At 36.1% G+C, this 20945-nt stretch carries 21 protein-coding genes; 14 read left to right on the plus strand and 7 right to left on the minus strand.

From position 1 onward, the window contains the following. Positions 1 to 99: 99 nt before the first annotated feature. The gene (locus FD46_RS05275) at positions 100 to 657 is read right to left on the minus strand and encodes a cysteine hydrolase family protein (protein ID WP_057896123.1); all 558 of its coding nucleotides are present in this window, start codon (positions 655 to 657) and stop codon (positions 100 to 102) included. Positions 658 to 740: 83 nt separating this feature from the next. Continuing rightward, a complete protein-coding gene (locus tag FD46_RS05280; RefSeq protein WP_057896124.1) occupies positions 741 to 1739 on the minus strand; it encodes a choloylglycine hydrolase family protein in 999 nt (332 codons plus the stop codon). A 140-nt stretch (positions 1740 to 1879) separates the two neighbouring features. On the opposite strand from FD46_RS05280, the gene aldA reads away from it, so the two are divergent. The 3 genes from aldA (at position 1880) to FD46_RS05295 (ending at position 5231) form a co-directional block, all read left to right on the plus strand. Then, on the plus strand, positions 1880 to 3313 hold the full coding sequence (gene aldA, locus FD46_RS05285; protein WP_057896125.1) for an aldehyde dehydrogenase: 1434 nt from the start codon (positions 1880 to 1882) through the stop codon (positions 3311 to 3313). A gap of 241 nt (positions 3314 to 3554) precedes the next feature. Next, positions 3555 to 4328, plus strand: a complete 774-nt coding sequence (locus FD46_RS05290) for a tyrosine-protein phosphatase (protein WP_057896126.1) — start codon at positions 3555 to 3557, stop codon at positions 4326 to 4328. A gap of 249 nt (positions 4329 to 4577) precedes the next feature. Continuing rightward, a complete protein-coding gene (locus FD46_RS05295; protein ID WP_235805575.1) occupies positions 4578 to 5231 on the plus strand; it encodes a DUF1345 domain-containing protein in 654 nt (217 codons plus the stop codon). A gap of 33 nt (positions 5232 to 5264) precedes the next feature. On the opposite strand, the gene FD46_RS05300 is transcribed toward FD46_RS05295, so the two are convergent. Continuing rightward, on the minus strand, positions 5265 to 5744 hold the full coding sequence (locus FD46_RS05300; protein WP_057896127.1) for a TspO/MBR family protein: 480 nt from the start codon (positions 5742 to 5744) through the stop codon (positions 5265 to 5267). A 209-nt stretch (positions 5745 to 5953) separates the two neighbouring features. Between FD46_RS05300 and FD46_RS05305 the strand changes: the two genes are divergently transcribed. After that, complete coding sequence (locus FD46_RS05305; protein ID WP_057896128.1) at positions 5954 to 6859, plus strand: phosphatase PAP2 family protein; 906 nt, start codon at positions 5954 to 5956, stop codon at positions 6857 to 6859. Between the two features lie 628 nt (positions 6860 to 7487). Here FD46_RS05305 and FD46_RS05310 read toward each other — a convergent pair. After that, positions 7488 to 8183 carry a hypothetical protein gene (locus FD46_RS05310; RefSeq protein WP_057896129.1) on the minus strand — a complete coding sequence of 232 codons (696 nt, stop codon included), beginning with the start codon at positions 8181 to 8183 and terminating at the stop codon, positions 7488 to 7490. Between the two features lie 488 nt (positions 8184 to 8671). Here FD46_RS05310 and FD46_RS05315 point away from each other — a divergent pair, with 488 nt between their 5' ends. From FD46_RS05315 to FD46_RS05335, 5 genes are all read left to right on the plus strand, one after another. Beyond that, a complete protein-coding gene (locus FD46_RS05315) occupies positions 8672 to 9325 on the plus strand; it encodes a L,D-transpeptidase (protein ID WP_057896130.1) in 654 nt (217 codons plus the stop codon). A 183-nt stretch (positions 9326 to 9508) separates the two neighbouring features. Continuing rightward, on the plus strand, positions 9509 to 10966 hold the full coding sequence (locus FD46_RS05320) for an amino acid ABC transporter substrate-binding protein/permease (RefSeq protein ID WP_057896131.1): 1458 nt from the start codon (positions 9509 to 9511) through the stop codon (positions 10964 to 10966). Beyond that, the gene (locus FD46_RS05325) at positions 10966 to 11706 is read left to right on the plus strand and encodes an amino acid ABC transporter ATP-binding protein (protein WP_057896132.1); all 741 of its coding nucleotides are present in this window, start codon (positions 10966 to 10968) and stop codon (positions 11704 to 11706) included. The genes FD46_RS05320 and FD46_RS05325 overlap by 1 nt, the downstream gene beginning before the upstream one ends. A gap of 79 nt (positions 11707 to 11785) precedes the next feature. Continuing rightward, positions 11786 to 12049: a hypothetical protein gene (locus FD46_RS05330; RefSeq protein ID WP_057896133.1), complete on the plus strand. Its 264-nt coding sequence runs from the start codon at positions 11786 to 11788 to the stop codon at positions 12047 to 12049. Between the two features lie 237 nt (positions 12050 to 12286). Further along, positions 12287 to 13495 (plus strand): MFS transporter, encoded by a 1209-nt coding sequence (locus FD46_RS05335; protein ID WP_057896134.1) that lies wholly within the window; start codon positions 12287 to 12289, stop codon positions 13493 to 13495. A gap of 214 nt (positions 13496 to 13709) precedes the next feature. On the opposite strand, the gene FD46_RS05340 is transcribed toward FD46_RS05335, so the two are convergent. Further along, entirely contained in the window at positions 13710 to 14039 is a 330-nt protein-coding gene (locus FD46_RS05340) for a hypothetical protein (RefSeq protein ID WP_057896135.1), read from the minus strand. Positions 14040 to 14155: 116 nt separating this feature from the next. On the opposite strand from FD46_RS05340, the gene FD46_RS05345 reads away from it, so the two are divergent. From FD46_RS05345 to FD46_RS05360, 4 genes are all read left to right on the plus strand, one after another. After that, a complete protein-coding gene (locus FD46_RS05345; protein ID WP_235805576.1) occupies positions 14156 to 14797 on the plus strand; it encodes a histidine phosphatase family protein in 642 nt (213 codons plus the stop codon). 41 nt (positions 14798 to 14838) lie between these two features. Continuing rightward, positions 14839 to 15822, plus strand: coding sequence for a serine hydrolase domain-containing protein (locus tag FD46_RS05350; RefSeq protein ID WP_057896847.1), 984 nt, complete (start codon positions 14839 to 14841; stop codon positions 15820 to 15822). Between the two features lie 36 nt (positions 15823 to 15858). Continuing rightward, positions 15859 to 16827, plus strand: coding sequence for a mannose-6-phosphate isomerase, class I (manA, locus tag FD46_RS05355; RefSeq protein ID WP_057896136.1), 969 nt, complete (start codon positions 15859 to 15861; stop codon positions 16825 to 16827). A gap of 189 nt (positions 16828 to 17016) precedes the next feature. Further along, complete coding sequence (locus FD46_RS05360) at positions 17017 to 17814, plus strand: Cof-type HAD-IIB family hydrolase (RefSeq protein WP_235805577.1); 798 nt, start codon at positions 17017 to 17019, stop codon at positions 17812 to 17814. 306 nt (positions 17815 to 18120) lie between these two features. Here the strand turns inward: FD46_RS05360 and FD46_RS05365 are convergent, their stop codons facing one another. Both FD46_RS05365 and FD46_RS05370 read right to left on the minus strand, forming a co-directional pair. Beyond that, the gene (locus FD46_RS05365) at positions 18121 to 18825 is read right to left on the minus strand and encodes a type 1 glutamine amidotransferase (protein ID WP_057896137.1); all 705 of its coding nucleotides are present in this window, start codon (positions 18823 to 18825) and stop codon (positions 18121 to 18123) included. Continuing rightward, positions 18825 to 20174 carry a Mur ligase family protein gene (locus tag FD46_RS05370; RefSeq protein ID WP_057896138.1) on the minus strand — a complete coding sequence of 450 codons (1350 nt, stop codon included), beginning with the start codon at positions 20172 to 20174 and terminating at the stop codon, positions 18825 to 18827. Before FD46_RS05370 ends, FD46_RS05365 begins: the two co-directional genes overlap by 1 nt. 185 nt (positions 20175 to 20359) lie before the next feature. Here FD46_RS05370 and FD46_RS05375 point away from each other — a divergent pair, with 185 nt between their 5' ends. After that, positions 20360 to 20938, plus strand: a complete 579-nt coding sequence (locus FD46_RS05375; RefSeq protein WP_057896139.1) for a thymidine kinase — start codon at positions 20360 to 20362, stop codon at positions 20936 to 20938. The last annotated feature ends 7 nt before the right edge of the window (positions 20939 to 20945 follow it).

Genomic DNA, 20945 nt, shown 5'->3' on the forward strand with positions numbered 1-20945 from the left:
TGTTAATATTCATTAAGATTGCTATTGTAGGATAAAATTAGGAACTGAGTCTTGGACTCAGCTCCTTTTTTGATGTTGATAAACTATAGCGAATATTTCTTAAACGATTTTAGCATTCAATACTGTTTTGAAATGATCAAGTGCCCATTTTTGTCCACCTGGTTTAAATGTAGCGGTGGCTTTTTGGTGAACTACTATAGAATAGTTCAAATTGTATGCGTCCACTGCCGTATGCAAAAGGCAAATATCAGTGCAGACACCTACAAGATGAACTTCGGTAACATCGCGTTCGCGCAGCCAGATATCCAGAGGGGTACCTGCAAAACTTGAATAACGTGTTTTATCAAAAAGAGCGACATTTCCGCGTTCGTTATTATCCAAGTACCATTGTGCTAGCGGACCGTATAATTCACGTCCCCAAGTTCCACGAACGTTATGCGGCGGAAAAAGTTTAGTTTCAGGATGATAAGGATCGCCTGGAGTATGGACATCAGTTGGTAAAAAAACAAAACTTTCGTTAGAAATAAATTGTGTCGCCAAAGTAACAATTGGATCAGCAATTTTTTGTGCAGGTTCTCCGACTGTCAAGGCCCCTTTAGTGGCAACAAAATCGTTTGTGTAGTCAATGATAAGCAGTGCTTTTGTCATAGTGGATATTCCTCCTGTCTCTTAGATAATTTTTTTCTGATTATTTTACTTGATTGCCGAAGTTATTTTCAAACTTGATAAAATGCATCTCGTTAATTTAATTTATTTATATCTTCATGATTAGCGATTTTAAATGTTTTATAATCGGTATTATCTAACAGCGGTTTCAAAGAAATTTTGTTGATTCTTTGGTTAAAGTAAGTTGAATAATAGAAAGATAAGGTTTCAGCACACATATGAGCAGTATAGCATGTATAATCACTTGCCCCTTTTTCGTTAATCACTGCCCCCTTAGGGATACTGACTGCTTCTAAAATGTGGTGAAGCAGTGAAACGGCAGATACTTCATTTGCAGGTTGTTCAACAGCATTTTTTAAAAATGCTGTTCGGATGAAACGAGCAGGAGGAGTGTAGTCGCCGGGAAGACCGAAGGTCCCAGATCCTTGGCTGAAGGGAAATAATTCTTTATTTAGAAATTTTATTGGCTTATGCTGTTTAGGAGTAACAGTGAGATAGTTGCGCAGATTGTTTTCATGCCAATAATAATCGGGACTGTTAGTCATCACACCGATAGAATCTTCTATAATGTCAATGCCGTTTTCTCGCGGCTCGATAATTAGGGTATGTCCGCTTTTATCGCTAAAGATATAGTGTAAAGGAGGGACGCTGCCGATGACCGAATTAGGCTGAGCAAGAATACTAAGCGAGTTTTTAAATAATCTGCTGACTTCTTTTAAATCCTTTGCACTCGCTAAAACCGTGGCGATTACTTTGTCAGGTGAAACGTTGATTTTGCCTGATAAGGGCTTTTTTTCATAATGTGCATAACGTGGAAAGTAAAGAGTAGCTCCCATCAACCCTTTTTCATTAATACCGTCAAATAAAACAGGATCGTTTTCAATGAGTTTGCCGACACCCATAAACGCGTATTTTGTATTAAATGCCTCATCCGTTCCATAACTGGTTTTAAAATTCTTATTTTTTGGCACAAAAAGGATTTCTTCAGCCATTTCGATGGTGAAGTCCATTGTTCGTGATAATAAATGTTTATTATCCTTGGTACTCAAGGTAAGACTGCTACAACCAATCATATTTCATTCTCCTTTGCTATGGCTTAAAGTATAACTCTCTTAGAGTAAAAGAAAAAGCTGCAGTAAAACAACTTGTTAGACTTCTTTAAAACTCTATTCTAGAATGATTAAGTAGAATAAAAGAGGGGGATTTTAACTATATGGATGTACAAAACAGGCAATTTATTAACGGTTCATTTGTTTCAAGTGATTCAAGTGAAACAGATGTAGTTTATAATCCTGCTAACAATAAAAAAATCGGTACAATTGCTAGAGGAAACGAAGAAGATGTTTACGAGGCGGTTGCTGGGGCTGCAAAAGCACAAAAAAAATGGGCACAGGTTAATCGGATAAAAAGAGCTGAACTGGTTTTGCAACTAGCAAACTTGATTAGCCAAAATAAAAATGAGCTAGCGAAAATTTACCAAGATGAGCAAGGAAAAGTTTGGGCAGCTGCTCTTGGCGAAATTGAGAAGTCAATCGGCTATATTAAGTACATGGCTTCATTAGCACAGTCTGATATAGGCGAAGTTTTACAAAACGAAGTTGAAAACGAAACTATTATGCTGGTAAAAAAACCAATTGGTGTAACAGCAGGTATTATTCCTTGGAACGCGCCAATCCTAATTTTAATGCGCAAATTGATTCCTGCTTTAATAACTGGTTGCTCTGTCATCGTCAAGCCTAGCAGTGAGACACCCTTTGGTACTTTGAAGATTGCTGAGCTTTTGCAGCAGACAGATATTCCAGCTGGGCTTGTTCAGGTTGTAACTGGCAGTGGTGCACAAGTTGGTGGCTTACTGGCAAAGAATAAAAATGTTGATTTGATTTCAATTACGGGCAGTACCAGCGCTGGCAAGGCTGTGATGAAAGCAGCTGCAGCCAATGTAAAGAAAGTCAATCTTGAATTAGGCGGAAATGCTCCTGCAATTGTTACTTCAAATGCTGATTTAGATAAAGCTGTGAAATATATTGTAACAGCCCGGATTAATAATAGCGGGCAGGTCTGCACTTGTCCTGAAAGAGTTTATGTGCAAGAAAATGTATCTGAGGAGTTTATTCAAAAACTGGTTAAGGCTATGAAAAAAATAGTCGCCGGCGACCCCAAGTCTGCTAAGACAGACATGGGGCCTATTATTAACCAAAAACAATTAAAAGCTATTGATGAAAAGGTCAAAAAAGCAAGCTCTGAAGGTGCTGAAGTTCTTACTGGCGGTCACATTATAGATCGTCCCGGTAATTACTACGAGCCAACGGTTGTTACGGGAGTTTCTGAGGGTTCTTCAATTATGCATGATGAAATTTTTGGACCTGTTTTACCTGTGGCTACCTTTAAGACATTGACAGAAGTTGTTAATAAAGCTAATAATTCGCCTTACGGCTTGTCATCTTATGCGTTTACCGAAAACTTGAAAGAAGCTATGGAATTAAGCAACCGTTTGAAATTCGGCGAAGTTTATGTCAACTGTGAAGCAGAAGAAGCTATTACCGGCTTTCATGCAGGCTGGCGTCAGTCTGGATTAGGCGGAGCTGACGGTAAACATGGTTTTGATGAGTATTTAAATACAACTGTCGCCTATTTGCGCTATGAATGAAATGATGTACATCGTATAAAATTTATGCTTTATGACATGAACGAATGTGACATTTTTACTCTTGCCACATCCGTTTTTTTTACCTCCAGATATTTTTTATATAACTGTTTATAAAGTACTTAACTAAGTGAGTTAAGATTAATGAATTTATTTTATGCTGGTAAAGTTTTAAAATTAAAGAAGCTGCTTATAGATGAGATTATAACATTACCAGAAGTTTTAACTGTGGGAGATAGATAATATGAAGAAAGAGCGTATTTTGAATGTCTCAGGAAGTGTCAACCTGCGTGAATTGGGTGGTTATCCGACACAGGATGGGCGAGTGGTACGTTGGCGAAAATTACTGCGATCTGGAGATATGAGCAATTTAACCTTAAGAGCAAGATGGCAATTAGCGCGTTATGGACTTAATTATGATATTGATTTGCGTTCGCCTTTTGAGCATGAAATGGCACCTGATCGTATTCCTCAAGGAACCAGTTACCTTTCTTATCCAGTTTATCCTTTAGGCAATGATGAAAGGTCTGACCTGCCTCTAAAAAAGGAAGAAAAAGATGATAGCGATGGTGTTTTAGATCCATATGAAATGATGGTCATGAATAGCCATGCTCAGCTCGCTTTTAGGATGCTTTTTACTACTCTCTTAAAGAATGATCAAGATAATAAATCAGTAGTTTTTCACTGTGCTGCTGGCAAAGATCGTACTGGAGTCGCGGGTTTTTTGATTCTTTCTGCACTCGGAGTAGCTTATCCAATTGTTAAACGTGATTATTTGCTGACAAACCTCGTATATGAAACAACAGATCAAGATGAATTGCGGCAAAAATTACAAAACGACAATCTAGCAGATTTTATTAACGAAATGAATTCTTCTTTTTACGTTCAGGGAAATTCTTTGGACGAAGCGCAACAGGCAATTTTTAAAAACTATGGCAGCATGCAGACATATTTTAAACAGGCAATGCAGTTGTCTGTTTCTGATCTTAGTGATCTGCGCCAGCTTTACTTAAAATAGTAAACTTAAAATTAAATAAATAATTTTATTTTTTTGTGTAATTTAGTTTAAGTTAATGGTGGTTTTTGAAGATTTATAAGGACAAAAATTAAGGGCTGGCAGAATATAAAATATAGACAAGCTTGTCAGTGAAAAAAGTTTCCTAGTGAACCTTTTGCTAGTTCAGCAGCATACTTTGGAGAATTGTCGAGAAAAATCAAGAAATTAAGCCAGTGGTAAAACAAAGTCGGATAAAGGAGGAATTTCTTATTGAAAGGAAATAAACATAAAAGAAAAATGGTTAAGGAGAAAAAGGGCCGTTTTGTTATTTCATATCTTTTTGGATTTTTAGTGAGTGCTTTAGCTTTATTTTTAGTAGATTGGAAAATGGCTTTACTGTTAGGCTGGGATGCAGCTTCATTGATCCTGGTATTTTTGATTTGGTTTGCGTTTTTTCCGCATAGCGGGGAAAAAACAAAAAAAATAACTTTAAATGAAAGAGTCCGTTATCCTGTTTTGGATTTTTTAATAATTTTAGCAAGCCTAGTAAGTCTTATCGTGGTGATATTGTTACTGACAGTTAGCAAGGGCAGCCCTGTGGAGATTGGGTTCTGCATTTTCAGTATTTTTTCTTCGTGGAATCTCATCCACGTTCTGTATACAGTGCACTATGCCGAACTTTATTACAAGGATAATTATGGTGAAGGCGAAGGGGGAGTCAGTTTTAACAACAATGAACTTCCTAATTTTTGGGACTTTGCCTACTTATCTTTTACAATTGGTATGACTTACCAAGTATCCGATACTGATTTTTCTACTACTGCTTTCCGTAAAGCTGCATTGGGACAAGCGTTAATTTCGTTTCTATTTAACACAGTCTTAATAGCAACTGTAATCAATTTTGTAGCCAGTCTATTGAGCTGAAAGTAAGGTCTGCGTGAAACTAACTGGAAGCAGTCAGTTCAGTATTGCTACTCCAAAACTTAGATAGGTTGCAAATAGAATCCAGATAAAGTAAGGATAAAATAAGATGGCGGCAATTCTGTTACGATTACGCAGATACAAAATATAAGAAAGTACCAGCAAGTCAAGTACAATGATCCATAGGAAACCTTGCCAGTAGTTATTTCTTCCAAAAAATACGATGCTCCAGATGAAGTTGATGGACAGCTGTAAAAAATAGAGAGTCCCAGAGATTACCTTAGTTTTTCGGGGCATGTTCTTAAAGAAGATCATGTAACCAGAAATACCGATCAATAAATAAAGAAACGGCCATACTATTCCGAAAAGGCTATCTGGCGGTGAGAGAGGCGGCAATGTTAAGTTATGATAAGCTTGTTTTATGTTTCCTGCAAAAAGGGCAGATAAAAAGCCGATGAATTCGACTAAAATAATTGCAAGCAGTAAGTAAAAAAGGTTGTGTATTCTTTTTTTCATAGCGTCATCTCCTACTTGAAGTTTAACATAGTTAGTTAAGGTACTTCTAAAAAATAGGATTGCCGGTACCCTAAACATTGTTTAGCTGAAATAAAACAATAAGTTTTAGCATTGAAAATGTTTTTATTTATTAATTTACATAACAAATAATAAATCGTAACAAGAACTTTACAAGCATACGGTAAACTTAAGTTAAGGGAGATGAGAAAATGGATTATAAGACTAAAAAGAAATTTTTTTCAGTTTCAGCAGTTATTTGTGTAGTTTTGCTTTTTATTGCGGCTTTTGGTGATTTGGCAATCAGCAATACAGTAATAAACTACAACAGTATTTTTGGGACAATTTTCCAAACGTTTGGTGAATTTCCAGTTTACTGTATTTTTGTTTTATGCGGTGAAATTGCTATGGCTTATGCATTAAGGCACCGTGAAGAGCTTTTATTTTCGAGTATTTTATTTATTGGAGGTCTCAGCCTTTCACTATGGCAGGTAAAACAATATCTAAACGAGATTGAAAGTTACGCTATATCTGCTCTCAATAACATTCATTCAGGTAGGAGTATGGGCTTAGCAAATAGTGACGCTGCTACCGCTAAGCTGGCAACTGGGACAGCTATTATTTTATGGTTAGTGGTTTATGCAGTTTTCACAATTTTAGTACAATACTGGATGAGCAAAAAAAATAATGAGCAGTTAAATCGTTATTTAATCGTGGCTATTTTTGCATCGCTAACGGTTTGGTTTGCTTTGGAAGTCAATTTAACTTTGAAAGACGTATGGGGTCGCGTACGCCCTTATGAATTAAGTTCTTCTCAAAAAGATTTCACACCTTGGTTTCACCCTAATGGTATCAACGGACATAAATCGTTTCCTTCAGGACATACAATGGCGGGAACCTTATGCATCGTCTTTTCTTGGTTTGCGACACAGCCACAGTGGCACAAACGTCTTTGGATTACAGGAATCATTTATGGGATCTTACTTGCAATATCACGTGTGATTATTGGGGCGCATTTCTTTTCTGATGTGACATTCTCATTTTTCTTAACTGCAATGATTATTTTTGTTATGCGTGAACTATATGAAAGACTTTTAAGCGATAATCTAAAAATGTAGTTATTAAGCAAACTAGCCTGAAAAATACTTAAATTAAAAAATTTTTCTGAGCAGATGAACTTGTTTTGGGAAGTTATCTACACTTCTTTACATTCACTTTTCATCTGTTTTTCTAGTTACTAAATGACTTTTGTAGTAAAATATGGGGTTTTAAATTCACGAGATACGCAAAAGTTCAATAAATTTGAAGTTACTTTTTATAATTGATTGAAAATTATTGTAATTTAAAGTACAATGCAGTTGTCTCATAACGAGACGAAAGACACTGTTTAAACATTGTTTTTGGCTGTTTCTGAGAAGCTTACCTTTCTAGAGGGTGGTAAGAATACGGAAACAGCTTTTTGTTGTTATTTCACTGGTTAATTATTGTCTCAGTCCTGTTACTTTTTATTTTTTGGTCAGGTTCCCATCCTTTTTTATATTGCTTTGTCAAAAATGTACTGTAGCATTTATTTTTATACAAAAGATTTGCATACCCTGCTTAGTTTACATAATTAATTTTAAAGCCCTTAACAATCGTAATCTGTTAAGGGCCTTTTCGATGGACTAAATATTGCCTATTTTAATTTACTTGTGATGTATCCATTTCAGCCATATTCTAAGTTGATTGTATTTTATAAGGAATAATTTAGTTTTCTTCGCGATATTTTTCCATTTTTTTCTGGAATGTTGCTTCAGTGACTCCGTAAGCAGTAAACGAGATAGCGTTGGCGCCAGCTTCAATTGTTTTCTTTATCTGATCATCACCTTTTCCACCCGAAGCAATGATTGGAAAGTTCGGATCAAGATCATTGTTTTTAAGTTCTTGACGTACCCAAGAAACTAGTGCGGCAGTATCTTTGCCTCCAGCAATATTAAATGCTTTTACACCGGCTTCAATTCTTTCCTTAAGATCAACATTTTGATTAACAATGGTATAAATGATAGGAACATCCACTGCTTTTTTTACACTTTGAATTGTTTCAATCGTAGTAGGCGCATTAAGAACAACTGCTTGGGCGCCGCTTTCCTCGGCAAAAAAACCGACAACTGCAGAACGTAATCCCTTTGTAAGACCACCGCCGATACCTGCAAGGATTGGAATGTTGGAAACAGTAGAAACTGCATCAAGGATACGTGTATTAGGTGTCCATGGATAAACAACTAAGACGGCATCTGCATTGCAATTTGCAATTACCGCGACATCAGTTGTATAAATAATACTTTTGATTCTTTTTCCAAAAAGGTTGATTCCTGAAGCCCTGCGGATAATTTCAGGAGTTTCAACAATGTCGGCTCTTAATTCAGATGATAGGTTGGGAATCTTTTCTTTTGTTTGTTTCATAAACTAATACCTCACTTCTCTTATGATAGAGCGATTTTAAATATTTTGTACTCGGTTTCAATTGCATTATACAGCATTTTAGTATACTGAGGATATATTGGTGACATAAAAAGATGCTGCTTAAAAATTTTGTCTTTTTCAAATAAATAAAAAGAGCTTTTAATGTGTACTGTTAATCGTTTAGTTTTGGGTGATAAACTTGCATTGTTGCTGATTTTTTAAATGGCTTAATAGTATCGGAAACTTTATTGTGGCAAAATAAGCAACCTTTGCTGAAATTTAACTTATAGCTGTTATAATTAATACTAAATGTCGCTTGGATTAGTAGGCGTGTTTTAATTTTAATTCTGTTGTGGTTCAGAGAATTATATTGGAGTGAAGGGAATCCCAACCTAGTAAGAAGAGGAGTAGCTGATTTAGAATTACCATTTTATTGAGTTTTTTTAAGCTAAAGACAGGCTTATTATTGTAGGAGGAATAAGGGAAAAATGAAAAGAAACATTATTATCGTAATTCTTATCGGAGCTATTTTATTATTGGTCGGTTGGAAGTTGTCTAATCAGACTTTCATAAATAACAGCACTAAAAAGGTGACCACTCAAACAAAGGTAAAAAAATCAGCAAAAAATGAAGAAAAGAAAGAAAAAAAGAAAAAGGTTGTAAAGAAGACAGTAATGCGCCAACCTATAGATTGGAGAAAGTCTTCTGAGACTGTAGCTTATCCTAATTTGAATGAGTTAAAAAATTTTTGGATACTGGTTTCTACAAAGAAACAACGTGTATATTTAAAAGACGGGTCTAAAACAGTTTATACAATGTATACCTCTACAGGAAGCGGTGAAAAAACAGAAACTGATGATAACAGCACGCCGCTTGGGACATATCAAGTACAAGAAGAAAAGGGTGATTTCTTTTACAATGCAGCTTCAGGCGAGGGTGCTCATTATTGGGTTTCTTGGAAAGACCATGGTATCTATCTTTTCCACAGTGTGCCAACAGATAAGAATGGAAATTATATTATTAGCGAGGCGCAAAAATTAGGAAAACATGCAGCTTCTCATGGTTGTGTTCGCCTGTCTGTGCCGGATGCAAAATGGATGTACGAGAATCTTAAAGTCGGCACTAAAGTTGTAATTGAATAACTAGAAGAAGAGTTTAACTAATATAAAAAAGTTATTAAAGTTTGTTTATAAAAGTTTAACAAGTAATTAACTTTGAAAGACAAAGTATTGAGGCATGTAAACTGTAATTATTAAAGACCCCCAGCTCTCAATAATAAATTTATGATATACTTACTACTATTATGAGAAATAGGGGTAGGTTAGATGAAAAAATTTTTTGTTTTACTCAGCTGTATTTTTAGCATTACAATAGCTGGAATTATGTTTTCACAGCCTAAAGTACAGGCTGCAGAAAAAACATATACGATTGGGACTGATGTGACGTTTCCTCCTTTCGTATATGCAAATTCAAATAATAAGTATGTCGGTATTGATATGGAGTTAATACGAGCAATTGCCAAAGAAGAGGGGTTTAAGGCTGACATTAAACCGATAGGATTCAATGCGGCTGTCCAATCTTTAAGTTCAGGACAGATAGATGGTGTGATTGCGGGAATGACAATTACAGATGAACGGCGGCAAAAATTTGATTTTTCAACTCCTTATTATCAATCAGGAATTGTAATGGCTGTTGCTCCTAAGAGCAAAATTACAAGTTTAAAAGATTTGAAAGGAAAAAGAGTTGCAATAAAAACCGGGACCTCCGGTGCAGATTATGCTAACTCAATTAAAGACCGGTATGGTTTCAAGACGGTTACATTTGATGACTCAGATAATGTTTATAATGACGTTAAGAATGGTAATTCAGCTGCTTGTTTTGATGATAGTGCTGTTTTAAATTACGGTGTAAAAACTGGTTTAGGCTTAAAGATTGTTACTAAGCCTACCAACACTGGTAAATATGGTTTCGCAGTCCAAAAGGGCAAGAATCAGGAATTGCTTAGCAAGTTCAATCAAGGTCTGGAAAAACTTAAGAAGAATGGAAAATATGATCAGATTATAGAAAAATATACTGGCAGTGCTGCTACAAGTTCAAAGAAGAAAGAAAATAAGCAAAAAGATGCAGATGGGCACACTTTTGTCGGTTTACTTAAACAAAATAAAGATGCACTTCTTGAGGGTGTCTGGGAAACGATTGAACTAACAGTTGTTTCGATTATTTGTGCAACAGTTTTTGGTGTTTTGATTGGTTTACTGGGTGTGATTCCTAACAAGTTTTCACAAGGATTTTCAACAACCGTTATTTATATTTTCAGGGGACTTCCTTTACTTGTTCTAGCATTGTTTATTTATAATGGTGTTCCAAGCCTTACCGGTTCTAAAATTCCTGCATTTATTGCTGGTATTATTACCTTGACTTTGAATGAAGGTGCTTATACGGCTGCCTTTGTTAAGGGTGGAATAGAAGCTGTTGACACCGGTCAAATGGAGGCTGCCCGTAGTTTGGGGCTACCATTTGGAAAAGCAATGAGAAGGGTTATTTTACCGCAAGGACTTAAAATAATGGTCCCTTCATTTATTAATCAATTTATTATTACTTTGAAGGATACTTCTATCTTATCGATTATTGGGATTCTTGAACTTACTCAAACTGGTAAAATTATTATTGCTCGTAACCTAGAAGGTTTTAGAATTTGGACAATCATAGCAGTCATTTACTTGGTTATTATTACCCTTTTGACATTGTTATCAAAGTGGGTTGAACGGAGGATCAAAGACTAATGAAGCATTTAAAAGTTGATGTCACAGATTTAAATAAAAATTTTGGCGACAATCATGTTTTGAAGGGAATTGATTTTAAGGTCGCTAATAATGAAGTAGTTGTATTGATTGGGCCATCAGGGTCTGGGAAGAGTACCCTTTTACGTTGCTTAAATAGACTTGAGGTGCCAACTTCCGGAAAAGTTGTAATTGATGGGAATGATATCAGCGATAAAAAGACTGATATTGATAAAGCCCGTGAAAACATCGGGATGGTTTTCCAACACTTTAATCTGTTCAATAACTTAACAGTTGGAGAAAACGTTGAACTTGCGCCAACTGAATTGGGAAAAAGCAGTAAAGAAGAAGCAGCTCAAGCAGCTAAAAAGCTTTTAAAGACAGTTGGTTTGGAAGATAAATACAATGCAATGCCATATTCTCTTTCTGGTGGGCAGAAACAACGTGTTGCCATTGCGCGTGCATTGGCTATGAATCCTGATATAATGTTATTTGATGAACCGACCTCTGCTCTTGATCCAGAAATGGTCGGGGATGTTTTAGCAGTAATGAAAGACCTTGCAAAAAATGGGATGACAATGGTTGTAGTAACACATGAGATGGGCTTTGCTAAAGAAGTTGCTGATCGTGTTGTATTTATGGCAGATGGAAAAGTTATGGAAGAGGGTAGTCCAGATGCAATTTTCGACAATCCGCAAAATGAAAGGACGAAGTCTTTTCTAGATAAAGTTATCAATGTATAGATTTTTGAAAATAAGATTCAGGAGGGTCTTCCTCAGTGAAACTATAGACGCAGTTGAAATTTTCTAAGAGGTGATCACAATGTTCAAAGCTTTGTTAGTAATGCATGATCATAATGAGGGATATTACCGGATGAATAAAGTCAGTTTCGAAAATATGCCTGTTAGCGGGCAATATATTTATAATTCTGATGGACTTGCCTATCAAGTAGAAGAAGTTGCCAGTTTTGCAGGCTATGTTAGCGAAAAGGGTGCTACTACGATTTTGGTAGTGCATCCGGTTGACAAAGAAGCACCGGTCAGCAAACTCTATGGTTTGGATATTGAACGTGACCTCGACGATTAAGCCCTTGTATTTAAATTATACTTAAATTAAATCTAGCTTGTGGAATCTTTTAAATTTTATTCCTCAGGCTAGTTTTTTTGCAGACATAAATCGGTTAAATAACAGTAGAAAGAATTTCGTATTATTTAATCTGGTTAGCGCGTCTTCTGTAATATTAAAAATTTGAATAGGATAAATACAAATTTAATGGTACCATAGAAATTGTTTATTTTATTTTAGAAGGAGGTCCGCAGCTGGATGACTGAAAAAATCGAAAAAAGTAAAAAAATCTGGCGGCGTAGTTTCCTAACGTTATGGTTTGGCTGTTTTATTACCGCTTTGGGTTATTCGATGACAATGCCTTTTATCTCGCTTTATCTTGATACTTTGGGGCATTTTAGCAACTGGCAGTTGAATCTTTATTCTGGTGTAGCTTTTGCTATTACATATTTTTCTCAAGCAATTGTTTCTCCTTTTTGGGGAAGTTTAGCAGACAGAAAGGGCAGAAAATTAATGTGTCTGCGCGCTTCAGGTGTAATGGCTTGTACTATCTTTTTGGTGGGAGCTGCTAACAGTGTATGGATGGTAATTTTTTTGCGGTTTTTGCAGGGAGTCTTTTCAGGCTACATTAACAATGCAACTGCGCTGATGGCTGCAGAAACTTCACATGAAAAAAGCGGTCAGGTGATGGGTAACCTGATGACAGCTAATGTTTCAGGAACACTGTTGGGACCATTGTTCGGTGGTGTTATTGCTGGAGCAGTTGGCTATCGAAGTACTTTTTTTATCACCGGGTTATTAATGGCGTTAGTTTTTGTACTAACTTTTTTGTACACTAAAGAGCATTTTAAACCGGTTCCTGCAAAAAAGATGAAGTCGATGGTCATGATCTTTAAAGAGCTGACCAACCGCCGTCTAATTATTGCTATGTTTTTGACAACTTTGCTAGTGCAGTCTTCGTTAATGTCAATTGCTCCTATTATCAGCCTATTTGTTAGAGAGTTGATGCATAACCAGGGAAATATTTCATTGGTTAGCGGAATTGTAGCTGCTATGCCAGGATTCGGTACTCTATTGGTGGCTTCTAAAGTTGGACATTTAATGGACCGTAGTAAGCCGGAAAAAGTCTTGACTTTTGGATTGTTTATAACAATTGCAGTATTTCTTCCAATGTATTTTGTCGTGTCTCCATGGCAATTAGGTTTTTTACGTTTTATACTAGGCCTTTCAAGCGCAGCGTTATTACCTGCAGTTCAAACTATCTTGACTATTGACGTGCCAGACGAAGCTTTTGGTAGAATTTTTAGTTATAACCAATCTTTTCAAGCCACAGGCGGCGTTATCGGTCCGCTGTTAGGATCCTTCGTTTCAAGCATATTTGACTATCAGAGCGTTTTTTTAGTTACTTCTTTATTGATTGTTTTAAATCTAATCATAGTTTATCGAGTTATGGACGATAGTAAATAAGTTGTTTTATTTCATAGCTAATCATTTAAAATGGTTAACCGTAATTTTACTTTTACAGGTGGAATAAATAAAATAGCGCTTATATTTAAATATAAAAAGAGTGATTGAAAAATTTATTTTCTTCAATCACTCTTTTTCATTAATGTGTTTATATAGATAAAACTTTATTAACGAATCTTAAGCTTATAATTAATATTGTAAGATTACTTTTTGTTTATTCAAATGAAAGTTCAAGAAAATATACTTTGCTTCGCGAAAGATAAGCTGTGGTCACCCAAGCTTCTAGGAAACCATGTTCTTGAATCGAAATCATTTTCATGTAAAAGTTGAGAAGTTCTCCATGTTGAGATACAAAGTCATCACTTAGACGATTGACCATCAGCTTATCTTTAGGAAAATAAATGTCGGTATCTGCAATTGGAACATCTGAACTAACAGCTATTCTGACTACATTATCATAGTCAGTATTTAATAGTTTTAATTTGTCAGGATGTCTCTTCAAAAATGATAACAAGTGAAAAATTGAATCTGAATTACTGGCCACACTTATCATTCCTTTAAATGTTTAGCTCAATTGTAGCAGTAATTTTGGTATAATTGAACTGTTCTAATAATTTGTGAGAAAATTTTATGAAAAGCAAGATGAAAAGGTGATGAACAGTGGTAGTTCATTTTTACTTGGTTCGCCATGGACAGACAAAGTTGAATAGGCTGCATCGGCTTCAAGGCATTACAGATTCTCCACTAACTAAGAAAGGAGCTGCCAAAGCATATAAACTTGGGCAAAGATTGAGTGAAATTGAATTTCAAGCTGTTTATGCCAGCGATTTGAAAAGGGCACAAACCAGTGCTGAAATCATTGTAGCCGAAAATAAAAAGAAAAAGCCACAAATTTACTGTGAACCGGATTTACGGGAATTAAGTTTTGGTTTTTATGAAGAAATGAAAAATCGACAGATGATTCCTGCAGTTTTAAAAAAAGCAGGGCCAAAAAAAATTTTAAAAATTATAAGAGGACCTAAACGAGTTTCAAAAATTGTTGATATGTTTAGGGATACTAATGATGGTATCCAGGTGGAAAGTGCTGCAGAATTGAATGAAAGAATTGTAAGGATTTTAACGCAAAGTGGAATGAAGTATGAAAATCAAGAAGTAAACCTGCTGATTGTAGCTCATGCTTTGATTTTATCTATTTTTATTGAAAATCTGGACAAAGACTTCCATTTTTTATTTTTGCGAAATACACATTTAAGCAAAGTTAATTATAAAGAAGGAAAATTTTCAATTGTTGAACGTAAATAAAAAAGAAGTGGTGAAAATTGTTCAATATAAAAACAACTGCAATGTTACATCAGCTTGTCAGTGAAAAAGTTGTTCCTGGTGTTTCTTACGCGATGCTGCATGACGGACAGCTGCAGGCTGAAATTTTCGGTAACAAGGAAGTAGAACCTGAAGTAAAAAAGCTTTCTGCAGGGTTGAAGTATGATGTAGCTTCCCTTACCAAAGTGGTAGGAACGACCAATGTTATTTTACAATTGGTAGCAAAGGGACAATTAGCATTTGATGACCCAATAAAAAAATATTTACCCCGTTTTTTTGATCAGAGAGTTACAGTGCGGCATTTATTAACCCATACTTCAGCTATTACAGGGTACATTAAAAATCGTAATGAATTAAGTGCCCATGAATTGCTGGAGGCGCTTTACCAGCTTCATGTAGGAGACTGGTTTGAAAAAAAAGTCGTTTATACGGATATAGGTTTAATTTTCTTAGGCCTGATAATTGAAAAAATTTACAATCAGCCTGTTCAGCAGGTGATTGCTGAAAAAGTTCTGCGTCCCTTAGATTTAACGGAAAGTACTTTCTGTCCACAAGCAGCTGAATGTGTTCCAACAGAGATTGTGCCTACTCGCGGCCTGATTTGTGGGAAAGTTCATGACCCGAAGGCATATATTTTGGGAAGACATTGTGCTTCTGCAGGACTTTTTACAACATTACATGATCTCATTAAATTTTCACAGTGGATGTTGGATGATTCGTCAAGTCATAAGCTAATTCCTGCTTCTTTGATTAATCAGCTTTTCTTCGATCAAACTCCTGACCATAAATTAGGACGTTCATACGGATGGGATCTGCGGTACGATTCTCAAAATAAGGCTTGTCTTTATCATACTGGATATACTGGCACTTTTATCTTAATCGATAAAGCAAACCAAAATGCACTGATCGTTTTAACCAATCGGGTACATCCACATACGCCTAATGATAAGTTTTTGAAAAGAAGAGATGCAATAATTAGTGCATACCTTACCGAAAAGGGATTATAATAAACGGGTATTCTTTTGTTGAAAGGGGTAATTAAAATGTTAATGGAACCGCTTTTTTTAAAACCCGCTTTTCAGGAAAAAATCTGGGGCGGCAAACGGTTGAAAACACAATTTGGATATGATATTCCAAGTGATCATACGGGTGAGTGTTGGGCAATTTCAGCACATAAGCACGGACCGGCTACAGTTGTGAATGGGATTTATAAGGGCAAAAAGCTTAATCAATTGTGGGATGAACATCGTGAAATTTTTGGAAATGCTGAGGGAGAAGTCTTTCCGCTTTTAACAAAGATTTTAGATGCACAGTCTGAACTTTCTGTTCAAGTTCATCCCGATGATGCGTATGCTTGGAAACATGAACACGAACTTGGTAAAACAGAGTGCTGGTATGTGTTAGCTGCTGATAAAAACTCGAAAATGATTTACGGGCACCATGCAAAAACGAGGAAACAGCTTGAAGAGATGATAAATGAAGGAGATTGGGAGCATCTTTTACGTCATGTTCCAGTTAAGGCTGGAGACTTCTTATACGTCCCAAGCGGTACAATTCATGCCATCGGCAGAGGAATTATGGTTTTAGAGACACAGCAAAGCAGTGATACTACTTATCGGGTTTACGATTTTGATCGTGTTGATAAAAAAACAGGTAAAAAACGTGAACTCCATATTCAACAGTCAATTGCAGTCACTAATGTTCCGCATGTTGACCCGCAACTTAACATTAAAACTGTTAAACACGAGGATGCAGCTGTTACCACTTTTGTCCAAACAGACTTTTTCAGTGTGTATAAATGGAAAATTTCAGATGGTAAAGCAACTTTTAAACGGCAGGAAGCGCCGTATACTTTAATATCTGTTCTTTCTGGAACTGGAGAATTAGTGATTTCTAATCAGAAGTATTCTTTGGAAAAAGGTCAGCATCTGATTTTGCCATTTGATGTAAAAGAGTGGACGTTAACGGGAACTTTGGAGATAATTGCTTCAGAACCGGGGGAAAGGGCCTGAAACAAGTAGCATTTTTAATAAACAACTGGCTGGTAGCTGTAAGCATGGTTGTCTAAAGAAATAATGTAAGCCTTATCATTATTAGCGGTTTGGAGACTTTAGGAGGCTCAGGATTTTATAATTACGGAGCCAAGTTTTAAAGCTTTTGAAATTATGTAGTTTAAGCAACGAGGGGACTGAATATGAAACGTGACAAAAATCAGATTAATTGCAACTGATATGGATGGGACATTTTTGAATAATATGATGGATTATAATCGCAGCAGATTTAGAAACCTATATGAAAAAATGAAGTTAAAAAACATCAAGTTTGTAATTGCAAGCGGGAATCAATATTATCAACTAAAATCGTATTTTAAAGACTACCCGGAGTTGCTTTATATTGCTGAAAATGGAGCCTATATTAGAAGTCAAGCGCAGGTATATCAAGAAACAAGTTTTTCTTCGCAAAATGCAGAGCAGATACTTGAAAAGCTGACACAAATTCCAAAATTGCAGGTATTAGTTTGTGGAGAGATGGGTGCATATTACCTTTCTAATGCAGAAAAGGATTTTATAATCCTTTCGCACAAGTATTATCCACGTCTCGAAGCGGTTAGAGCTTTTGACATGATTAACGATCACATTTTAAAATTTGCATTGAGTTGTTCCCCAGAGGAAACAGAAGACGTTGTCTTGAAACTACGCAAAAAATTAAAAGGAATTGCTGAACCGACTTCAAGCGGTCGTGGCGGGATTGATATTATTCAACCTGGTATGAATAAAGCAGCAGGCCTGAGGGTTTTAGGTGGCAAATTTGGAATCCCATTTTCTAAGATGTGTGCTTTTGGTGACGGCGGTAATGACTTGGAAATGCTTTCTGAAGTTGGGGAGGGTGTAGCTATGGAAAATGCTTCTTCTGCTGTTAAGAAGATAACTTCTTATCGTACTGCTTCAAATGAAGAGCAAGGTGTTTTGAGTTATGTCGAAGAAATAGTGCAAAGATAATAAAAAATTTATAAACTAACAAGCCAAATATATAAAATTGTGCATTCAAAATAAAAAGGTTAGCTGTTTTAAAACTGGTGCAAGTTGATTCTGATACTATAAATGAAGCCAAGAATCTGAGTTTTGACTCAGATTCTTGGCTTCATTCTGCAATACGGGAATTAACGTGTTTAAGCAGCCAGTTTTTCTTACTTAAATGTAAATTATTAATTAATAGTAAAGTTAGCGGTACATTCGCAACTTTCAGTTAATTCTCACACTGCCACGCTGCATTTAAAGATTCGCTTAATTTCGTTTTTTAGTGAGTTAGTAAGTAGGTTTAATTTCTAACTGCTCCTGTGCAGTGAAATCAGCTTGTGGATACTTGCGCTTTAAAGCCAGAATAAGCAGTCTTTTTGCGAGTTCCCCATTACGGGCAAGAATAGGGCCGTGAAAATAGGAACAAAAAACATTCTTATATATTGCACCTTCAGTTTTATCTTTACCGTTATTGCCATGTCCTTGCAAAACATTTCCCAAAGGACGTTCATTTTTACCAAGGAAAGTAACACCATTGTGGTTTTCGAAACCGTGATACTTTTGTTTTGTTTCACCATTTTGAATTACAATATCGCCGATAAAACGATTGTTGTCTTGACTTTCAGTATAATGAGGCAAAGCGCTGATTCCTTGGATCTTTTCTCCTTGCGCTCCAATATAATATTTGCCAAGCAATTGATAGCCGCCGCAAATTGCTAACATTGGACCGTTTGTTTCGATAAAGTCTATGATTTTTTCTTTTTTTGACTGGATGTCTTTTGAAACTATCATCTGCTCGTAATCCTGACCGCCTCCAAAAAAAGCAAGATCAAATTTTTGCGGATCAAACTCTTGATCGATACTGACGATTTCAGATTTGAGGACAACACCCATTTTTTTGGCATAGTAGTCAAGCACTAAAATATTTCCGATATCACCATAAGTGTTCAGCAGATCTCCATAAAGGTGGGCAACTTTCAACTTATAATCCATTATTCCATCCCCTCCTTGATATATCCTTGATTTGCGAGAAGTTTTCTTAATTGCAGCATTGCTGTATAAGTTGCTAGAATATAGATGCGTTTTGTTGGCATTTTTTTGACAGCTGTCACAATTTCTTCAAGATTTTTATGTTCTTGGAAATTTTCAGTGGGTACTCCAGCTACTTTTAAGCGGAATGAAATATCACGATAGCGTTCACCGCCTGCCAACACACTTTGAATTCGCGCAAAAGGAAGATTTTCAAAACGTCCATCCCAGATCCAACTTGTGTCAATTCCGTCGGCATAATTAGCGTTTAAAAGAACAGCTAAAGAAAACGGCTGCGGATCAGTCTTAATCATTTCAAGAACTTGATCTAGACCCACTGGATTTTTTACAAGTATAAGGGTAACTTCCTTTTTTTCCAATTTGATAACTTCTTGTCGTCCAAAAACCTTTTCGTCTTGGTCACTCAAAGCATCTGCAATTTTTGCAGCAGGCACTTTGAAAAAACGGCCGATGCTGTACGCGGCGAGAGCATTATAGATGTTATAGGTTCCGCCGATCTGAAGTGTAATTGATGTGTCGTCAATTGAAAATACCGAATTTTGAGGTGTTTCTGCTGATAGTTCTGTAACACGGTGTGTAAGTTGAGGCCGCTTAAAGTCACAGTTTGGGCAATAATATTTTCCCAGATTGCCGTAAGTCAGCTGTTTATAATGCAGTATGTGCTGGCACTTAGGACATAACAATCCATCGGTATTCGGCAAAGCTTGCTGTTCTTGATCTTTTTTTGCATCGAACCCGTAATATATAAGTGGATTAGGCAGTTTTTTACTATTAAAGATCGGAGCGTCTCCATTTGCAATGATTGTTGCTTTAGGAGCAAGTTTTATCCCTGCAAGAATTTTTTTATAAGTTGTATAAATTTCCCCGTATCGGTCCATTTGATCACGAAAAATGTTCGTTAACACAAAAACTTTAGGATGTACATAACGCGTGACAAGTTCTACGTTTGCTTCATCCGTTTCAAGGACAGCCAGATTTTTTCCAGAATTTGTTTTTTGAGCTGTTAAAAAGGCTGTAACAATACCTTGTTTCATATTTGAGCCGCTCGGATTAGTTAATACATGCTTGTAAGATGTACGCAGTACTTTAACAGTCAGTGCTGTGGTCAGCGTCTTACCATTAGTTCCAGTAATGATCACAACGTCATAGTTCCGTGAGAGCTCCTGTAAAACGTCAGGATCCATTGCCAAAGTTACTTTTCCCGGCAATGCAGTACCGCCGTGTAGAAAATTATGCAAGAACCAATAGGATAAACGACCGGCAGCAATAGCTGCTGAGCTTTTGAACGACATGTTTAATTCCTCCGTTTTTAAACCTAGCTCGGTTTTCAATTAATTAATAACATTCTGTATGATAGCACAAAATGAAAAACAGCGGGTAATTTGCATTCTTTTTGACGAAATTAAGTTGTTTAGTGAATTTCAGTCGAAAATCAGATATAATTAACTAGAAATTCTAAATTTGAGGTGAATTATTTTTGGCACAGTTATTCTTCCGATATGGAGCAATGAATAGCGGAAAAAGTATTGAAATTTTAAAAGTTGCTCATAATTATGAGGAGCAAAACAAAAAAGTTGTAATTATGACAAGCGCAGTGGATGACAGGAACCAGATTGGCTGTATTACAAGCAGGATTGGATTAAAACGCAAGGCGGTACCCATTTATACTGAAACAAACATCTACGAAATAATCAGCAAATGCCCTGATCAAGTGGCATGTGTCTTGATTGACGAGGCACAATTTTTATTGAAACACCATATTGTGGCGTTAGCGCGGATCGTTGATGAACTGAAAATCCCTGTGATGACATTTGGGCTTAAAAATGATTTTCGTAACGAATTGTTTGAAGGTTCAAAATATTTATTGCTATATGCTGACAAGATTGAGGAAATGAAAACGATCTGCTGGTTTTGTAATAAAAAAGCAATTATGAATTTGCGTATTAACGATGGCAAACCTGTTTATAATGGAGAACAGATAATGATTGGCGGCAATGAGTCATATTACCCAGTTTGCCGGTACCACTACTTGCAACCGCCGCTTGATTCTTTATGATGGGTTC

This window comes from Liquorilactobacillus oeni DSM 19972 (assembly GCF_001436275.1).
In the GTDB taxonomy this organism is placed as follows: Bacteria; Bacillota; Bacilli; order Lactobacillales; family Lactobacillaceae; genus Liquorilactobacillus; species Liquorilactobacillus oeni.